Genomic DNA, 17386 nt, shown 5'->3' on the forward strand with positions numbered 1-17386 from the left:
AGTTGCCGGAATATGCCCTTGATCGACAAGGGATTGAAGGAACAGAAATTCGAAAGCCCAAGCAAGCAGGTATTCTTTTGCTCGTGCCGTCAATGATTTGAGAAAAGTCACCCGTGCTGCCAAAAAGCCGCATATCTCAAGCCCGCTTGCTGCAGTGCAGTATAAAGCCTGTGACAAAAGACGTCCACCGGTGCTTGACGCATTTCACTCGCGCCGCCAAGGCGATAGACTGAGGAAAACTGGAGGGCCCTCATGCCTGATACGACCATTGCCTCCCGCCTGCTTTCGGTCATGGAAGACGATATCCTGCCGCTGACGGAGCGTGGCGTTTCGCTTGGCAATAAGGTGTTCGGTGCGGCGATCTTAAGGAAATCCGATCTTTCGCTTGTCGTCGCCGAGACCAACAACGAGCTGGAGAACCCGCTCTGGCATGGCGAGGTGCACACGCTGAAGCGCTTCTACGAGCTTGGCGACAAGCCACCGACCAAGGATTTGATCTTCCTGTCGACACACGAACCCTGCACCATGTGCATGTCGGCGATCACCTGGGCCGGCTTCGACAATTTCTACTATTTCTACAGCCATGAGGATTCCCGCGATGCCTTCGCGATTCCGCACGACCTGAAGATCCTGAAGGAGGTCTTCGGGCTTGAACCCGGCGGCTACCGCAGGCAAAACGCCTTCTGGAACAGCTTTGCCATCGCCGATCTCGTCGAGACCGAAGAGGCTCAGCTGAGAAACGCGCTGAAGGCGCAGACCGCCCGCATCAAGGCGCGCTATGACGCGCTGTCCAACTCCTACCAGTCGTCGAAGAGCGCCAACGACATTCCGCTCAACTGAGGCAACATGGAACCTTCCAAAGATATTTCGCGGCTGATCGAGATCATGGCGGCGCTGCGCCATCCCGAAACCGGCTGCCCCTGGGACATCGAGCAGAACTTCGAGACCATCAAGCCCTATACGATCGAAGAGGCCTATGAGGTCTCCGATGCGATCGAACGCGGTGATATGGACGATCTCTGTGACGAGTTGGGCGACCTGCTGCTTCAGGTGGTCTTCCACGCGCGGATGGCCGAAGAGGCGGGCGAATTTTCCTTCGGCGACGTCGTCAACGCCATCACCGCCAAGATGATCCGCCGCCACCCGCACGTCTTTGCCCGCTCGGCGGCAGATACGCCTGATGCAGTGAAGAAGCAGTGGGACGAGATCAAGCAGGCGGAGAAACGCGAGCGCGCCGAGCGCCGGTCACGGCGCGGTATCACCGAGGACTTCAAGAGCGGCTTCCTCGGTTCGGTGCAGCGCAGCTTCCCGGCTTTGACGGAAGCGCTGAAGCTGCAGGAACGCGCCGCCAAGGTCGGTTTCGACTGGTCGGCGCCCGAACCGATCCTCGACAAGATCGAGGAGGAGATCGGCGAATTGCGGGCGGCACTTCGGGAAGGCGACCAGGCCAAGGTCAGCGACGAACTCGGCGATCTGATCTTCGCCGTCGTCAATATCGGCCGGCACGTGAAGGCAGATCCGGAACAGGCTGTGCGCGGAACCAATACGAAATTCCGTCGTCGCTTCAGTCATATAGAGCATGTTCTTGAAGCAGAAGGCGAAACGTTGGAAGACGCGACGCTGGAGCGGATGGAGGAGATCTGGCAGGCGGCGAAGGCAATCGAACGGGCTGTTTTGATTGGGTAGGTTGGATCGAGCATGACGGAGGGTGCGGCTGGCCTTGTCGCCGACCAGCCGGCCTGCGGTGGCGAAACATTGCCAGATCTTCCTTCTCCGCAGTGGGGCCGAAGGAAGTCTTGATTTCGCTCACCGCTCCCAATCTTCCTTATCAGGCTTCGGTCCGTTGCCGATGCGGCGCTCGAGTTCGGTTGCCTCGGTTTCGGAGAGGCGCAGGTCGAGGGTGATCGAGCCGTCCTCATTGTCCTCACGACCGTCGACGATGGCATGATCGTAAAGCCAGGGCAGCAGCGCCAGCTTGTCGACCGGAAGGCGGATCGTTGCCTCGGTCATCACGCCCGACAGTCTGCGGCTGATTTCTTCCATCAGCGTATCGACGCCCTCGCCGCTGACGGCCGACACCGCGACGACGTTGCTGGCGCCGGCGGCTTTCTGCACCATGGTATCGTGGACCTCGGGCTCCAGCCGGTCGATCTTGTTCCAGACCTCGATCAGCCGCTTGGCCGATTCGGCCTCGTCGATGCCGAGGTCGTTCAGGATGCGCATGACATCGGAGCTCTGCGCCTGGTTGTCGGCATCGGACATGTCGCGAACATGCAGGATGAGATCGGCTTCCAGCACCTCTTCCAAGGTCGCCCGGAAGGCGGCGACGAGATGGGTCGGCAGGTCGGAGATGAAGCCGACGGTGTCGGACAGGATGACGGTGCGGCCGTGCGGCAGCTTCATGCGGCGCAGCGTCGGGTCGAGCGTGGCAAAGAGCATGTCTTCGGCCAGCACGCCAGCGCCGGTGATGCGGTTGAACAGCGTCGACTTGCCGGCATTGGTATAACCGACGAGCGCTACGATCGGGTGCGGCACCTTGCGGCGCTTGGCGCGGTGGAGCTGGCGGGTGCGCACGACCTGCTCCAGCTCGCGTTCGAGCTTGATGATGCGATCCTGCAGCAGCCGCCGGTCGGCTTCGATCTGGGTTTCGCCGGGGCCGCCCATGAAGCCGCCGCCGCCGCGCTGGCGTTCAAGGTGGGTCCAGCTTCGGACCAGACGGCCTTTTTGATAGTTCAGATGGGCGAGGTCGACCTGCAGCGTGCCTTCCTTGGTGGAGGCGCGGCGGCCGAAGATTTCGAGGATGAGGCCCGTCCGGTCGATGACCTTGGCGTTCCATTCCTTCTCGAGATTGCGCTGCTGCACCGGCGTCAGCGGATGATCGACGATGACGAGACCGGAATCGCGCTCGTCGAGCAGCGCCTTGATCTCCTCGATCTTGCCGGTGCCGAGCAATGTGGCCGGTCTCGGGTCGTTGACCGGGACGATCGAGCCGTTGACGACATCGAGGTCGATCGCCTGGGCAAGACCCGTCGCCTCTTCGAGCCGGCTTTCCGGCGTGCGGGTCGAGGCCGATTCGGACTGGCCGCCGCGACTGCGCGATTTCAGAACCGGCACGACGACAGTCGCGCGCATGTCGTCCCTGTGCTTGGCGGCTTCAGGGATGATCGAATCGTTCTTGGTATCGCGTGTCGAAATGACGGCTGATCCTGTTAGGACGCTGCTTCTTCGCTCTCGAACATCTGCATGGGCTGGCCCGGCATGATCGTCGAGATCGCATGTTTATACACGAGCTGCGAATGGCCGTCACGGCGAAGAAGAACACAGAAATTGTCAAAAGACGTAACAACGCCCGTGAGTTTCACGCCGTTGATCAAAAAGATTGTCAGGGAAATCTTTTGCTTGCGAACAGTATTGAGAAATAAGTCCTGCAGATTCTGAGAACGTTCCGCCATCGCGCCGCTTCTTTCTTTATTGCCGACCTGATCTGGTCGGTAGAATATCAATCAACCTCACCATGCAAGACCGGCAGCACCCTCATTCCACCCGTCCAGCAAATCTTGGTATCAAATCGCAATCTTTTCCGCAACGTCGAAAAAGGCTTCGCGGACTTTCTGCGAAACACTGCCCGGATGACCGTTGGCGATAGGCTGGCCATCGACGGAAACGACCGGAAAACAAATGCTTGTGGCTGCAGTCAGGAAGACCTCGCGGGCTGCGAGCATCTCGGAAACGGAGAAATTCCGCTCCGTGATCTTCAACCCGAGCTTGGCTGCAACATCCATCAATGTGGTGCGGGTAATGCCGCGCAGAATTCCGTGTTCGGCAGGCCGCGTCACCAGCGTCCCGTCCCGGTCGACGATCCAGACATTGGTCGCCGCCCCTTCCTTCACCATGCCGTCGCCATCGACATAGATCGCCTCCTGGGCGCCGGCTTCCTTGGCTTGCTGACGGGCCATGGCATTCGGCAACAGGCCGACGGATTTGATGTCGACGCGGTCCCAGCGATTGTCGGCAAGGGTGATCGCCTTGATGCCGTTGGCGTTCTTGGCAGCAATGATTTTGGGATCTGTGCTCTTGGCAGTGATGACAAGCGACGGCGGCGTGCCCTCGGCCGGGAAGACATGATCGCGGCGGGCGACACCGCGCGTCACCTGCATGTAGAAAAGCCCGTTGCGGACATGGTTGCGGCGCAGCGTCTGACGAATGACCTGGGTCAGCGCCGCCCGGCCCATCGGCCAGGCGATGCGCAATTCGCCGAGCGACCGGTCGAGACGGTTCAGATGGCGCGTCAGGTCGACGATGTAGCCGTGTCGGACCTCGCAGACCTCGTAGACGCCGTCGGCGAACTGATAACCGCGGTCCTCGATATGGACGCTGGCATCGGAATGCTTGACGTAGCGGCCATTCACATAGGCAATTCTCGGCATGGGAAACCTGGTATTCTAAGAATCAGGATGGGAAGGATGCGGCGCGGCATACGCCGCGCCTTAGCATGATCAGACGCCGAGCGACTTCAGCTTGCGATGCAGCGCCGAACGCTCCATGCCGACGAATTCCGCGGTGCGCGAGATATTGCCGCCGAAACGGTTGATCTGGGCGATCAGATAATCCTTCTCGAACATCTCGCGGGCTTCGCGCAACGGCAGCGTCATGATGTGATAGTCGTTCTTGGCGGAAACCTTCGGCAGCATGTCGCCGAGATCGGTCGGCAGCATGTCGGCGGTGATCGGCGCATCCGGCCCGTCGGTGCGGGCAAGGATCATCAGCCGCTCGATATTGTTGCGCAGCTGACGGATGTTGCCCGGCCAATCATGCGCCTGCAGCACCGCCATGGCGTCGTCGCCGATGCGGCGCGGACGAATGCCGGCCTGCTCTGAGATCTGGCGCATCAGCTGGTCGACAAGGAAGGGAATGTCCTCGCGCCGCTCGGCAAGCGCCGGCACCCGCACCGGCACGACGGCGAGGCGATGATAGAGATCCTCGCGGAACCAGCCTTCGGCGATGCGGCTTTCGAGGTTGTAGGCGGTCGAAGAGATGATGCGGACATCGACCTTGACGCGCTTGGAGCCGCCGACGCGCTCGAACTGCTGATCGACCAGCACGCGCAGGATCTTGTTCTGCGTCTCGCGCGGCATTTCGCCGACTTCGTCGAGATAGAGGATGCCGCGATGGGCTTCCTCGAGCGCGCCGATCTTGCGCGCCTGGCCAGGCGTGCCCTCGGTGCCGAACAGCGCCACCTCCATGCGTTCGGGCGTGATGTTGGCAGCGTTCAGCGCAACGAAGGGGCCGTTAGCGCGGGTCGACTTCTTGTGGATCATCCGCGCCACCAACTCCTTGCCGGAGCCCGAGGCGCCGAGGATCATGATGCGGCTGTTGGTCGGCGACACCTTCTCGATCGTCTGGCGAAGCTGCGAAACGGCGACCGAGGTGCCGATCAGCTCCAGCGCATCGCCGGTGCGGCGCTTCAGCTCGGAGACCTCGCGCTTCAGCTTGGAATTCTCCAGCGCGCGTTCGGCGATCAGGATCAGCCGGTCGGCCTTGAAGGGCTTCTCGATGAAATCGAAGGCGCCGCGCTTGATCGCCGAGACGGCGGTCTCGATGTTGCCATGGCCCGAGATCATCACGACCGGCAGTTCCGGATGGCGGGTCTTGATCTCGTCGAGCAGCGACAGGCCGTCGAGCTTGCTGCCCTGCATCCAGATATCAAGGAAGATCAGCCGCGGCACGCGATCTGATATCGCCGCCAGCGCACTGTCGCTGTCGTGGGCGGTGCGCGTCTCGTGCCCCTCGTCCGAGAGAATGCCGGAAACGATCTCGCGAATATCGTGCTCGTCATCGACGACGAGAATATCAGAGGCCATAAACGCTTTCCTTGTCATTGGCTGCGGGAGCAGCAGGCGACGGATCCAGGCGTGGCAGATGCACGCGGATCATGGCCCCTCTTCCCCGGTCAAAATCGGCGGGCGCATCATGCAGCTCGAGCTGCCCGCCATGTTCCTCGATGATCTTCTTGACGATGGCGAGGCCGAGGCCAGTGCCCTTCTCGCGCATCGTCATATAGGGCTCCAGAATGCTGTGACGGTTCTCCACCGGCAGGCCGCGACCATTGTCGATCACGTCGACGGTAAAGCGGTCGCGGCTGGTATCGAGTGCGGCGCGGACGAGAATCTTGCGTTCGTCCCGTTCGTCGCTCGGCACGGCCTCGATTGCTTCGACGGCATTCTTGATGAGATTGCCGAAAGCCTGGCCGAGCATGCGGCTGTCGAACAGGCCCTCCAGCGGCTGGTCGCCGAAATCCTGCGCGAAGGTGACGTGATGATTGCCCATCTCGCGCAGGAAGATCGCGTCGCGCAAGATATCGCGCAGGTCGCCCGGCTCCTTGGTCGGCTTCGGCATGCGGGCGAAGGCGGAGAATTCATCGACCATACGGCCGATATCGCCGACCTGGCGGATGATCGTATCGGTGCACTGGTCGAAGACGGTCCGGTCGCCCTGGTCGATCTGCTTGCCGTAGCGGCGCTGGATGCGCTCGGCGGACAGCTGGATCGGCGTCAGCGGGTTCTTGATCTCATGGGCGATGCGCCTTGCGACGTCGCCCCAGGCAGTCGAGCGCTGGGCGATGACGAGATCGGTGATGTCGTCGAGCGTGATCACGTAGGATTCGCTCATGTCGCGCACTTCCTCGCGGGTGACCTGCACGCTCAGCGTCCGCACGGTGCCACCGCGCACCAGCGCGATCTGCTTGCGGAAATCGCCGCGATGACGCGCCGCCGCCTCGCTCAGTACCTGATCGACCTCGGGCGCGATGTCGGCCAGCTGCTTTCCGAGCATCTCGTCGGCCGACAGCGACATCAGCGTCTCGGCCGAACTGTTGACGATGGCGATGCGGCGGTCCTGCTCGACGCCGATGACGGCGGCGGTGACGCCCGACAGCACCGCTTCGATGAAGCGGCGGCGGTCGTCGACCTCGTCCTTGGCTTCGAGGATCTCATCGCGCTGGGTGCGGATTTCCGAAATCATCTTGTTGAAGGTGCGCGAGAGATTGGCGACATCGCCATCGACCGCGTGCACCGGCACGACGATATCCATATTGCCCGATGCAACGCTGTCGGCCGCCGTGATCAGCAGGCGGATCGGCCGGACGATGCGGTCGGCGACGGCGATCGCAGTCCAGATCGCCGCCAGAAGCACGATCAGCGCAAAGCCGATGTAAAGCACGGCAAAGGCGACCTGCAGCGAGAAGCGGTTGGCCTCCATCGAGCGGTATTCGGTGGCGTTCTCCTCCATCATGCGCATGGCGCCCATGACCTTGGGATCGACGGCGCGCACGGTATAGAGAAAGGTGCCCTGGATGGCATCGAGCTTGATGATGGCGCCGACGAGATTGGTGACGCCGGGCGGAATCAGCGTCGGCTGGCCGGCAGCGGCCTTTTCCAGCGCATCCTGCGGAATGGCCGGCAGCGGCTTTTCGGTGGCGATGTCGGCCTGGACGTTCACGGAACCGTCGCGCTCGACGAGGAAGGCGCCGAGCAGGCCGCGTCCCCTCGCCTGGCGCGTCATCAATTCGGCGAAACCCGTCCTGTCGAGGCTGTAGAGCGCGCGGTTGCGCTCCAGGTCGTTGGCCATGGAAACCGTCTGCCCCTGCAGGTAGCTGGCGTTCTCCATCATGTAGGCCTGGCCGATATTGCGCGACGAGCTGACGATCGACTGGGTGCGCAGCGCGAACCAGCGGTCGAGGCCGGCATTCAGCGTGATACTGGCGAAGATGGCGACGAGGATCGCCGGCGTGATGGCGACGATCGAAAAAAGCACGACGATGCGGATATGCAGGCGCGCGGCAGCCCGGCCGCGGGTACGCGCCTTGAGCAACCGTGCCACCTCGCGGCCGATCAGGGCGAGCAGCGTCAGGACGAAGAAGGAATTGACGATCACCGAGGTGATAACGACATGCGAAGTCGGCGCGATCGGCGTGAAGCCGAGCAGCACGAAAAGTGTCGCCGTCGCGCAGAGCAGCGCGCCGCCGGCAAGCACCAGGCCGGGCACGGCGAAAAGGGCGCGGCGATCGGTCACCGTCGTCACCGTCTCGCTCGCCGCCGCCGGCGATACCCCATCCTGCGTCATTCGGCCTCTCTTCAGGCGGCACCTGCCGCCCTCGCCATCGATCGAAACCAAGCAACGCCGGCTCAGAAAGCCAGCGCGCAACGACTCGATCGGGAGCGAAATACCTAAACCCTTGCGTGACCTTTAAGCAACGCATTGTGGCGAAAATGCAACGCACCCCGTCACATTGTCAAGCCGCGCCACCTCGTTCTGCGACGGTATCCACGTCCAGTCTGACGCCCGGCCGCGAGCGCCCGGTCCATTCCAGTGATGTGCCGTTGTCTGCAATCCAGCAAAGCTTTGCCAGCCCCAGCAAACTTTCGGGAGATTGGCGCGTTAACATCGCGCATTTCGACAGACAGGGACCGCAGATGATCAAAGGATCTCGATTTGATATGCTTGCCAAAGGCGGCTACGCGGCGCGCGGCATCGTCTTTCTGCTTGTAGCGGGGCTTGCCCTCTTCTCCGGCGTGACAGGCGGCCGGCCCGAGACGAAATCGGCGCTTTCGACGCTCCTTGGGCAGCCGCTCGGCCGCGTCTGGGTCGGAGTGATCGGCCTCGGCCTTCTCGGATTTGTTGCCTGGAGGCTTGCCCAATCGCTGGCGGATACAGACGGCCACGGGAGGGACGCAAAAGCATTGGCGATTCGGGCCGCCCTCTTCGGCAGTGCCATCACTTACCTCGGAGTTGCCGGCTATGCCCTTGGAAATGCTCTTTTCCCGGGGGGCGCCAGCGAGGGTTCGGGTGAGAAGGGCCTGGCGGGATGGATCATGTCGCAGCCGTTCGGTTCCTACCTTGCGATCGCCGTAGGCGTAGGTTTTGTCATCGGCGGCGTCGTGACAGCTGTGAAGGGCATCACCAGGAAGTTCGAGCGCTACCTTCGGGTCCCTGACAACAAGGGTATCGTGACGTTCGTATGCATTTACGGCCTGGTCGCCCGCGGCGTAGTCTTCGCGGTTACAGGAATACTTTTCGCCTATGCAGGTTTCCGGGTGGATCCCAGACAGGCCGGCAGTATGGGCGATGCTCTGGAATGGCTCCACCAGCTTCCGCTCGGGTCATTTCTGTACATCGCCGTCGCCGTTGGCTTGGCGGCTTTCGGAATCTACAATCTTGTAGAGGCACGGTACCGCATCGTCCGGAGTCCATCGATAGCCGAGGCGAAGCGTTCGATCTCGGTGGCGGGTTAACGTCGCTTTGCCAGCGGCAAGGTGCCGATATACCGAGGTTGAGCCGGCAGATACTGCGTCCGCAATGGCGAGGGCGGGACATACCGGCGTCAGGGGTGAGCCACAGGCAGGTTTATTTCAACCTGAACACCTTCGCTCCGCGCGACTCGCGGAGACACCATCTTCACATCGGCTCCGATGCGATCGGCGATGGCCGTGACAATGGCAAGCCCTACACCGCTTCCCCCGATTTTGACATTCCCCCGCTCAAAGCGCTGCATCAGTCTGTTTATGGCATCGGGGGACAGCGTCGGGCCGTCATTGGCAACGATCAGCAGGCCGCCCCGCTGAAGTGAAACCTCGACCTTTCCATCTTGCGCTCCGTGTTTCAGCGCGTTCTCAACCAGATTGCGGCAGAGAATGCCGACTGCGTCCGGATCCAGCATCGAAAGCACCGGCACCATCGGCACTGTCAACGAGACTCGTCCCTCTCCGGCCCGGGCAAAATCCTGAAGGACCATCTGCAGGACGGTTCTGAGATCGGAAGGCTCGTCACTTTGCAGACGTCCACCCTCGGCACGAGCAAGCTGCATCAGTTTTTCCGATATGCGCATCAACCGCTTCAGCGTAGTCTCGATCTCCGTCGCCCGCTGGCTCGTCAGCTTTTCCTTGGTTTCAGAGCGAATGCGTTGCGCCTGCGCGATTGCGCCGGCCACCGGCGTACGAAGCTCGTGCGCGGCATTCGCAGCAAATGCGCGCTCGGCGTGGAACGCCGCTGTCAGGCGGTCGAGAAGCTGGTTGACACCTGCCGAAATCGGAAGAAGCTCGGTTGGCAGGCCACTGTCGGTGACGGGCGACAAATCCTGCGCGCCGCGATTGGCCAGTTCCTGCTTGAGTGCGCGCACCGGGCGCAAGGAGCGGCGCACCGCGAGATAGATTGCGAGCAGGCTGAGAGGGATCACGACGATCAGCGGCAGGACGAGACCCAGCAGCATCTTGCGTGACAATTCCGTGCGATGGTCGAGCGGTTCGGCAACGGCAATTGTCAGGTTGCCGTCGAAGCTCGCATCGTAATAGAGCTGGTGCGTTTCGGTTCGAAGAAAGCCTCGCTTCGTGAACGGCGGGAAGCTTGAGGCATCAGCACCCTTCGAACCGAGCAGCACCTGCCCGTTTTGATCACGCACGATGAAGCTTACGTCTTCGCCGTAGCGTGCCTCTCGGCCGAGGCGTGCATCACCGTCGTCGTCCTCAACATTGTCGTCGTGGTCAGTCGCATCGCGGTTTTGATGGCCTTCGCGCAGGTCGTGCCGGGCAATCGGCAAAATGCGCTGCGCTGTGGCCTTCAGCCCATCGTCGAACACCTCTTCCATCTGCCCGCCTAGGCGGTGCGCCGTCACGGCTGCCGCCGCAAGCCACAGCAGCGTCACCGAAAGGCCGAGGGCGAGCGCCAGGCGCGTCTGCAACGAAGCGCCGATTCTCATGGCCGCCCCAGACGATAGCCGAGCCCGCGCTCGGTCTCGATCACATGCGTGCCGAGCTTCTTGCGCAACCGGCTGACGTGGACCTCGATGGCGTTGCTGTCGATTTCCCTATCGAAGGAATAGAGCCGCTCTTCGAGTTGCGCCTTCGAAAGAAGCTGGGCGGGACGTTGCAGGAAGGCCTCAAACAAGACCCATTCTCGCGCCGTCAGAACCACAGCCTTGCCATTCACCGTGATGCTTCTGGCGGCGAGGTCGATGGCAAGCGGGCCGAGCGTGATGTTGGGATTGGGATTGCCGGCATAACGGCGCGCCACCGACCCGATCCGCGCCGAAAGCTCCGCGAGATCGAAGGGCTTCACCATGTAATCGTCGGCGCCGGCGTTCAATCCGGCAATACGGTCGGAGACCTGATCGAGCGCGGTCAGGATCATGACAGGTGTGACGTCACCCCGCCCGCGCAACGCCTTCAGGAAGGGAATGCCAAGCCCATCGGGCAGCATCAGATCGAGCAGCACCAGATCGTAGGCAGCGGCAACGATCGCATCGTTTGCCTGGTCGAGCCGGTTAACCCAATCGACGGAATGTCCGTCGGCGGCGATCTGGTCGCGAATAGCCGCGCCCAGCGCCGTATCGTCCTCGATTAGCAGAACCCGCATCGCTTTTTCCGTTTCTCTCATCTCCTAGTCCACCGGCCAGCTTACGGGAAGCTGAAGCAATGTCGCGCCGCTTGTCAGGTACCGGTCAGTTTAGGACGCGATTGATCCGCTCGAAACGAGAGGAAGATCGTCCCGCTCGATGAACGCTGCCCCTCTCCCAAGCAAGATGCCCAACCGGAGATCACATATGATGTACCGCAAAATTCTTCTGGCCGCATACGCCAGCATCGGCTTCTTCGCCGCCTTTGGCAGTCAAGCCATGCCCTTCCCCCCACTGACGACGAGCGCCGGCACGGTATTGGCCGGTTACCAAGAAAGCGACGACGATGATCACCAGAAGGAACTGCAGCGCCGGCATGACGACGACGGCCGTTATGCCGCCGATGACTGCGAAGACGAGGATGTCGAGGCCTGCGGTCGGGGCAGCGCGGCGCAGCAACTGAACGCCACTCCGCCAAACAACGGCCTATTCACACCTGGTTCCAGGCCGCAAGCCCAGACGAACTGAAGCGCCAGTCCTGCCAAGGAGAATATCGATGAGAATGAAATCCTTTCTTGCCATGCTTGCAGTCACCACGGCCCTTACCGTTCCCGGCCTTGCCATGGCGCGTGAAGTGACCCTCACCACCAGCATGCGCAACTATGGCGGGGATGGCGCCTATCTCGCATATTACGTGACCGATGCGCAGAACAAATATGTCGGCAGCCTCTGGATGGCAGGGGGCAAGACCAGGTATTACGAGCATCTCAGCGGCTGGTACCGCGCCACCGGCGGCGATACCACCCAGATCAACGGTATCACCGGCGCCAGCGTTGGTGCAGGCCGCTCACTCAAGGTCACGGTCGATCTTGCCGATACACTGTTCGATGCCGGCTATCAGCTTCATATCGATTCCGCCGTGGAAGACATGCGCGACAGCCCGAACGAGATCGTGGTGCCGCTGACATCGGCAGGCTCAGGCCAAAAGGTGAAGGGTACGCGCTACATCGCCGCCTTCACCTATGCGCGTTGAGCAGGAGGCCGCCGGTTATGAACCGCTCGCTCCACCGCTGGTTCGGGCTGATCGCCGCGGCGCTTCTCACCGTCCTCGCGCTGAGCGGCGCCCTACTCTCTATCTTCCCTGCCGCAGAGGCGCTCACCATGCCTGCCGCGCAACGCGTCAGCGTCGCGGAACTCGCCGCGCGAGTCCGGGCGGCAGAGCCTACGGTGGAACAGATCAGACGGGCGCCGTCCGGGCAGATCACCGCCTATTACTACGAAGGCGACCAACCCGCCTCCGCCGTCATCGACTCTGCCACCGGCATGCCGGTCGGTAGTGGCGAAACCTCGGCGCTGGAGCGCTGGTTGATCAATCTCCATCGATCGCTTTTCCTTGACGATACCGGAAGGCTCATAGCGGCTGGCGGTGCGGCCACAATGCTTGCCCTTGCAATTTCCGGACTGTTCCTGACGGCAAGGCGCGCCGGCGGCTGGCGCTTCGTTCTGAAATCCGTTCGCGGCACAGGTGATGGACGATTACATGCCGTGGTCTCGCGCCTTGCCCTGCCTGGCCTCTTCCTCTCCGCGCTCACTGCGCTCTGGATGACGGCTGCTGTTTTCGGGGTATTGCCGGAAGGCGCCGGTGCACCGGCCTTCCCTGCCGACGTCAGCGGCAATACCGGCGTGGCGCTCACCTCTGTCCCTCTGTTTCGAGAGACGCCGGTCGATGATCTGCTCTCGTTGAATTTCCCCGCTACGGGCGACGCGACCGATGTTTTCACACTCAAGACTGCAAGGGGAGAAGCTTATATCGACCAAGGCAGCGGTGCGCTGCTGGCCTGGTCGGACGCCGGTTGGGTCGACACGGTCACGCGCCTCATCACGATGCTGCACACGGGGCACGGGCTGGCTTGGCTCGGGCTCATCCTCGGGTTCTCCGCGCTTGCGGTACCCGTCCTCGGCTGGACAGGCCTATGGGTCTGGCTCAGGGGACGCCGCGACCCGAAGCTCGCCTCGGCTGCCGCTAGCGAGGCCGATACAATCCTGCTTGTCGGCAGCGAGAGCGGCACGACCTGGGGTTTCGCCAATACGCTGCAGACCGCTCTTTCCGCACAGGGCGTTCGCGTCTACGTCGGCCCGATGTCCAAATTCGAGCCGGGCCGCTGGTTGAAGGCGCGGCGTGTGATTCTGTTAGCCGCGACCTATGGCGATGGTACAGCACCCGCCTCCGCCAAAGGCTTCATCGAGCGCTTCGGGGGAGCGCATGCAAGCGCCGGCATGCCGCTCGCGGTACTCGGTTTCGGCGATCACAGCTTCCCGGCCTTCTGCGGGTTCGCCGCCGAGGTTGCGAGAATTGCCAAGGACAAGGGCTGGGCCTCCCTTATACCTTTCGACACGGTAGATCGCCAATCGCCACAGGATTTCGCCCGCTGGGGACGGCGCCTGGCCGAGACGCTTGGTCTCGATTTCGAACTGAACCACCAACCGACTGTTCCGAAGACCTGGAGATTGCCGCTCATATCCCGCCGCGACTATGGCGCAAGCATACAGGCCACCACCGCCATCCTCCGCTTTGCCCTGCCGAAGACTTCGCTCTGGCAGCGTCTGGCGGGCAAGGCATTCCCGCGGTTCGAGGCGGGAGATCTGGTCGGCATCGTGCCGCAGGGCTCGGATCTGCCGCGCTTCTACTCGCTTGCTTCCGGTCTCAAGGATGGCTTTCTCGAAATCTGCGCCCGCGAGCAAGTGGGAGGGCTTTGCTCGAGCCAACTCATCGCATTGAAACCCGGTGATACCATTGCGGCCTTCGTGAGGCCAAACCCCTCGTTCCGCCCGGCCCGGGGAGGCAAACCCGTCATTCTCATCGGCGCCGGCGCCGGAATCGGTCCTCTTGCCGGCTTCGTCCGCCGAAACCGGGCGGGCCGCGCCATGCACCTCTATTTCGGAACTCGCCATCCAACCAGCGACGCGTTTTACGCCGAGGAGCTTTCCCACTGGAAAAAGGATGGCCGGCTGACCTCGGTATCGACCGCCTTTTCGCGAACTGCGAGCCCGGCCTACGTGCAGGATATTCTGCGCAAGGACGCCGAGCGCATCGGCAAACTGATCGCCGCAGGCGGTCAGGTTCTCATCTGCGGCAGTCGGGATATGGCGGCGGCCGTCGCCGCCGTGCTCGCCGACATATTGGCGGCGCAGGGCTTCAACCTCACACGCCTGAAAGCCGACGGCCGCTATGCCGAGGACGTCTACTAAGATGAAGCGCTACACGATCAACGGTCCGACCATGGGTGCGCGCTGGTCCGCCGTCTTTCACATGCCATCGGATTTCGATGTCTCTTCCGCCCGCAGGGCGATGATCGACGCCGTGACGGAAGTCGACAAACAAATGTCCAACTGGAGGCCTGAAAGCGACCTGAACCGCTTGAACGCCGCCCGGCCCGGTGGATGGGTTGCCCTCCCCGACGGGCTGCTCACCGTGCTGGGAGCTGGTCTTGCCATCGGCCACATTTCAGGCGGTGCCTTCGATATCGGCATGGGTGATGCCACCGCCGCATGGGGTTTCGGTCCGGCGGAGGCAAGCGAGGACCGGATCAGGACCGCCCGCCTTGCGAAGCGCAGCCCGGCTCATGATGTTCTGGAGCTGGACAGGGCCGCCGGCCGCGCCCGCAAGCACTCCGAGATGTGCTTCGATCTCAATGGCATCGCCAAGGGCTATGGCGTCGATCAGCTGTCGAAGGCTGCGCGTCAGCACGGTATCGAAGCCGGCCTCTTCGCCATCGACGGCGAAGTGCGAGCGCTCGGCACTCAGCCCAACGGTCGCGGCTGGAGCGTCGCCGTCGAGATGCCAAACCCGGAAGTGCGCGCCGCGCATTCCATGCTCGAGCTACAGGATTGCGCCGTGGCAACGTCCGGCGACTATCGACACTGGATCGACGTCGCCGGCTATCGTCTGTCGCACACTATGGACCCGCAGCTCGGCATGCCGCTTAGAGATCCGCCTGCCTCAGCGACCGTGCTCGCCTGCGATTGCATGAGCGCCGACGCCTGGGCGACGGCAATGATGGTTCTCGGCGAAGCGTGCGGTCTTGCCCTCGCCGAAAAGTTTGGTCTCTCCGTTCTCTTCCTCAAGCATGACCAGCCGACAGGAATCGGATGCGGCCTGTTTGCGCGGTGATCACCTTCCGAACGGCCAGATCAAAGGTCATCTGCCATGCAGCCTTAGACCAACCATCCAAGTGGTTTGATCCAGCGCAATGTGTGAAGCCGGGATGCATCCTACTCTCAATCGCCTCTCCAGTTCGTGGAGGATAATGCTCAAAGAGGAGACGAAGTATGTCCATGGTCAGACTGCCAACGATCACTCTGCTGGCCTTGCTCGGTGCGGTCGGCGCTTTCGGCACCGCGTCCGCCCAGACGAAAAGTCCAGACCCGGCCTCGTCGGAGGATAAGCCCGGGTCCGACGAAACGGAAATGATGCCAGGCATGATGAGCCGCAACATGGTGCCACCGGGCATGTACGAAAGAATGCGCATGATGGGACCAATGCGCGGTCATATGATGAAGATCATGTTCGCCATCACAGATAGCGACGGGGACGGCGCGGTTTCTTTCGAAGAGTTGACCGCAATCCACAAGCGAGTCTTCGACGCGGTCGACGCGAACAATGACGGGAAGGTTACGCCTGAGGAAATGCAGGCCTTTATGCAGGACATGTGATCGGAGACTCGGCATTTGCCGGCCGTTGCAGGGAAGCGACCGCCGAAAGGAGACTTCTCATGACCTATACGCTCGATAGAACCCTCTGGGCGATCAGTTTCGACGATGCGGTCGGCAGAACGAGATCCGCTCTCATCAAGCACGGTTTCGGGGTTCTGACGGAGATCGATGTCAAGGCGACCATGAAGAAAAGGATCGATGCAGACATCGACGATTACCTCATCCTCGGAGCCTGCAATCCTCGCATGGCGTTCGAGGCGCTGAAACTGGAACCGAAGGTGGGGGCGATGCTGCCGTGCAATGTCATCCTGCGCGCCGTCGACGGCGGCAATGTCATGGTCAGCGCCATCGATCCGGTCGCGTCGATGCAGGCAATCGACAACGAAATGCTGACCGCTCTGGCAGGCAAGGTCCGCTCGATGCTTGCGGATGTTGTGACGGACGTTTGAAACCCACCCGACGGAGAGCCGGCTACAGAATCCGTTTCGCATGTGGATCGGAGAATGCGGTGACGCCCGCGGCAGAGAAATAGACCAATCCTCGCATCTGTCCCGTCCGGTCAGACTGCGGTGCCAACCAGCGCTCCGATTCCGGCCGTCAGCGCCATCGCGAAGGCGCCCCAGAAGGTGACGCGAGTCGTGGCTCTCAGGACATTTGCGCCACCCGCTTGCGCACCGATCGCGCCCAGCAGCGCGAGGAAAGCCAAAGACGCGCCTGCAACGCCATAGACCAGCATCCAGGCGGGTGAAAGGACAACCATCATCAGGGGTAATGCAGCTCCCACCGCGAAGGTGACGGCCGACGTCAAGGCGGCCTCAATGGGCCGGGCTGCCATGTGATCAACGATACCGAGTTCGTCACGCGAATGCGCGTCGAGAACGTTATTGGCCGTCAGTTGGACCGCGACCTGCCTGGCCAGATCGTGGCTGAGGCCGCGTTTGACGTAGATTTGCGTCAACTCATCGAGTTCAGCATCGGGCTGCGTCTCCAACTCCGTCCGTTCCCGCGCGAGATCGGCTTCCTCGGTATCGGCCTGCGAGCTCACCGACACGTATTCACCGGCTGCCATGGACATCGCGCCCGCAACCAGACCAGCCGCGCCCGCGACAAGGATCTGCGAGGTTCCGGCGGATGCGGTGGCGACGCCCATGATCAAGCTCGCCGTCGAGACGATCCCATCGTTTGCGCCGAGGACGGCGGCCCGGAGCCAGCCGATGCGGGAGACGAGGTGATTTTCCGAATGCAATCTGCTCATGAGGGTCTCCAGGATGCGACATTAACGAAGGG

17 protein-coding genes are annotated in these 17386 nt (G+C 62.1%); 9 read left to right on the forward strand and 8 right to left on the reverse strand.

Annotated elements, in window-relative coordinates; genetic code table 11:
- The first annotated feature begins 252 nt into the window (after positions 1–252).
- Both FHT75_RS16080 and mazG read left to right on the forward strand, forming a co-directional pair.
- Positions 253–840, forward strand: a complete 588-nt coding sequence (locus FHT75_RS16080) for a deaminase (protein ID WP_063475531.1) — start codon at positions 253–255, stop codon at positions 838–840.
- Positions 841–846: 6 nt separating this feature from the next.
- A complete protein-coding gene (mazG, locus tag FHT75_RS16085; RefSeq protein ID WP_047615033.1) occupies positions 847–1686 on the forward strand; it encodes a nucleoside triphosphate pyrophosphohydrolase in 840 nt (279 codons plus the stop codon).
- A 120-nt stretch (positions 1687–1806) separates the two neighbouring features.
- Here the strand turns inward: mazG and hflX are convergent, their stop codons facing one another.
- The 5 genes from hflX to FHT75_RS16110 all read right to left on the reverse strand — a co-directional run bounded on the left by hflX (position 1807) and on the right by FHT75_RS16110 (position 8121).
- Positions 1807–3132 (reverse strand): GTPase HflX, encoded by a 1326-nt coding sequence (gene hflX / locus FHT75_RS16090; protein WP_097623129.1) that lies wholly within the window; start codon positions 3130–3132, stop codon positions 1807–1809.
- A gap of 77 nt (positions 3133–3209) precedes the next feature.
- Complete coding sequence (gene hfq, locus FHT75_RS16095) at positions 3210–3452, reverse strand: RNA chaperone Hfq (protein ID WP_003539403.1); 243 nt, start codon at positions 3450–3452, stop codon at positions 3210–3212.
- 111 nt (positions 3453–3563) lie between these two features.
- A complete protein-coding gene (locus FHT75_RS16100) occupies positions 3564–4427 on the reverse strand; it encodes a D-amino-acid transaminase (RefSeq protein WP_047615029.1) in 864 nt (287 codons plus the stop codon).
- Positions 4428–4496: 69 nt separating this feature from the next.
- The gene (locus FHT75_RS16105) at positions 4497–5861 is read right to left on the reverse strand and encodes a sigma-54-dependent transcriptional regulator (protein WP_047615027.1); all 1365 of its coding nucleotides are present in this window, start codon (positions 5859–5861) and stop codon (positions 4497–4499) included.
- Positions 5851–8121, reverse strand: a complete 2271-nt coding sequence (locus FHT75_RS16110; RefSeq protein WP_063475529.1) for a sensor histidine kinase NtrY-like — start codon at positions 8119–8121, stop codon at positions 5851–5853. The genes FHT75_RS16105 and FHT75_RS16110 overlap by 11 nt, the downstream gene beginning before the upstream one ends.
- Positions 8122–8471: 350 nt before the next feature.
- On the opposite strand from FHT75_RS16110, the gene FHT75_RS16115 reads away from it, so the two are divergent.
- Entirely contained in the window at positions 8472–9290 is an 819-nt protein-coding gene (locus FHT75_RS16115) for a DUF1206 domain-containing protein (RefSeq protein ID WP_063475661.1), read from the forward strand.
- An 89-nt stretch (positions 9291–9379) separates the two neighbouring features.
- Here the strand turns inward: FHT75_RS16115 and FHT75_RS16120 are convergent, their stop codons facing one another.
- Positions 9380–10732: a sensor histidine kinase gene (locus FHT75_RS16120; protein ID WP_245294590.1), complete on the reverse strand. Its 1353-nt coding sequence runs from the start codon at positions 10730–10732 to the stop codon at positions 9380–9382.
- A 14-nt stretch (positions 10733–10746) separates the two neighbouring features.
- The gene (locus FHT75_RS16125) at positions 10747–11406 is read right to left on the reverse strand and encodes a response regulator transcription factor (protein ID WP_097623125.1); all 660 of its coding nucleotides are present in this window, start codon (positions 11404–11406) and stop codon (positions 10747–10749) included.
- 187 nt (positions 11407–11593) lie between these two features.
- On the opposite strand from FHT75_RS16125, the gene FHT75_RS16130 reads away from it, so the two are divergent.
- From FHT75_RS16130 to FHT75_RS16155, 6 genes are all read left to right on the forward strand, one after another.
- Positions 11594–11914: a hypothetical protein gene (locus FHT75_RS16130; protein ID WP_063475526.1), complete on the forward strand. Its 321-nt coding sequence runs from the start codon at positions 11594–11596 to the stop codon at positions 11912–11914.
- Positions 11915–11948: 34 nt separating this feature from the next.
- A complete protein-coding gene (locus tag FHT75_RS16135; RefSeq protein ID WP_047615764.1) occupies positions 11949–12419 on the forward strand; it encodes a DUF2271 domain-containing protein in 471 nt (156 codons plus the stop codon).
- A gap of 17 nt (positions 12420–12436) precedes the next feature.
- On the forward strand, positions 12437–14635 hold the full coding sequence (locus tag FHT75_RS16140; RefSeq protein WP_063475525.1) for a PepSY domain-containing protein: 2199 nt from the start codon (positions 12437–12439) through the stop codon (positions 14633–14635).
- A 1-nt stretch (position 14636) separates the two neighbouring features.
- Entirely contained in the window at positions 14637–15557 is a 921-nt protein-coding gene (locus FHT75_RS16145; RefSeq protein ID WP_063475524.1) for an FAD:protein FMN transferase, read from the forward strand.
- Between the two features lie 158 nt (positions 15558–15715).
- The gene (locus FHT75_RS16150; protein ID WP_063475523.1) at positions 15716–16099 is read left to right on the forward strand and encodes a hypothetical protein; all 384 of its coding nucleotides are present in this window, start codon (positions 15716–15718) and stop codon (positions 16097–16099) included.
- A 59-nt stretch (positions 16100–16158) separates the two neighbouring features.
- Entirely contained in the window at positions 16159–16548 is a 390-nt protein-coding gene (locus tag FHT75_RS16155) for a DUF302 domain-containing protein (protein ID WP_063475522.1), read from the forward strand.
- Positions 16549–16658: 110 nt separating this feature from the next.
- Here the strand turns inward: FHT75_RS16155 and FHT75_RS16160 are convergent, their stop codons facing one another.
- Positions 16659–17354 carry a VIT family protein gene (locus FHT75_RS16160; protein WP_047615010.1) on the reverse strand — a complete coding sequence of 232 codons (696 nt, stop codon included), beginning with the start codon at positions 17352–17354 and terminating at the stop codon, positions 16659–16661.
- Between the last annotated feature and the right edge of the window lie 32 nt (positions 17355–17386).

It is taken from the genome of Rhizobium sp. BK112 (assembly GCF_014193215.1).
In the GTDB taxonomy this organism is placed as follows: Bacteria; Pseudomonadota; Alphaproteobacteria; order Rhizobiales; family Rhizobiaceae; genus Rhizobium; species Rhizobium anhuiense.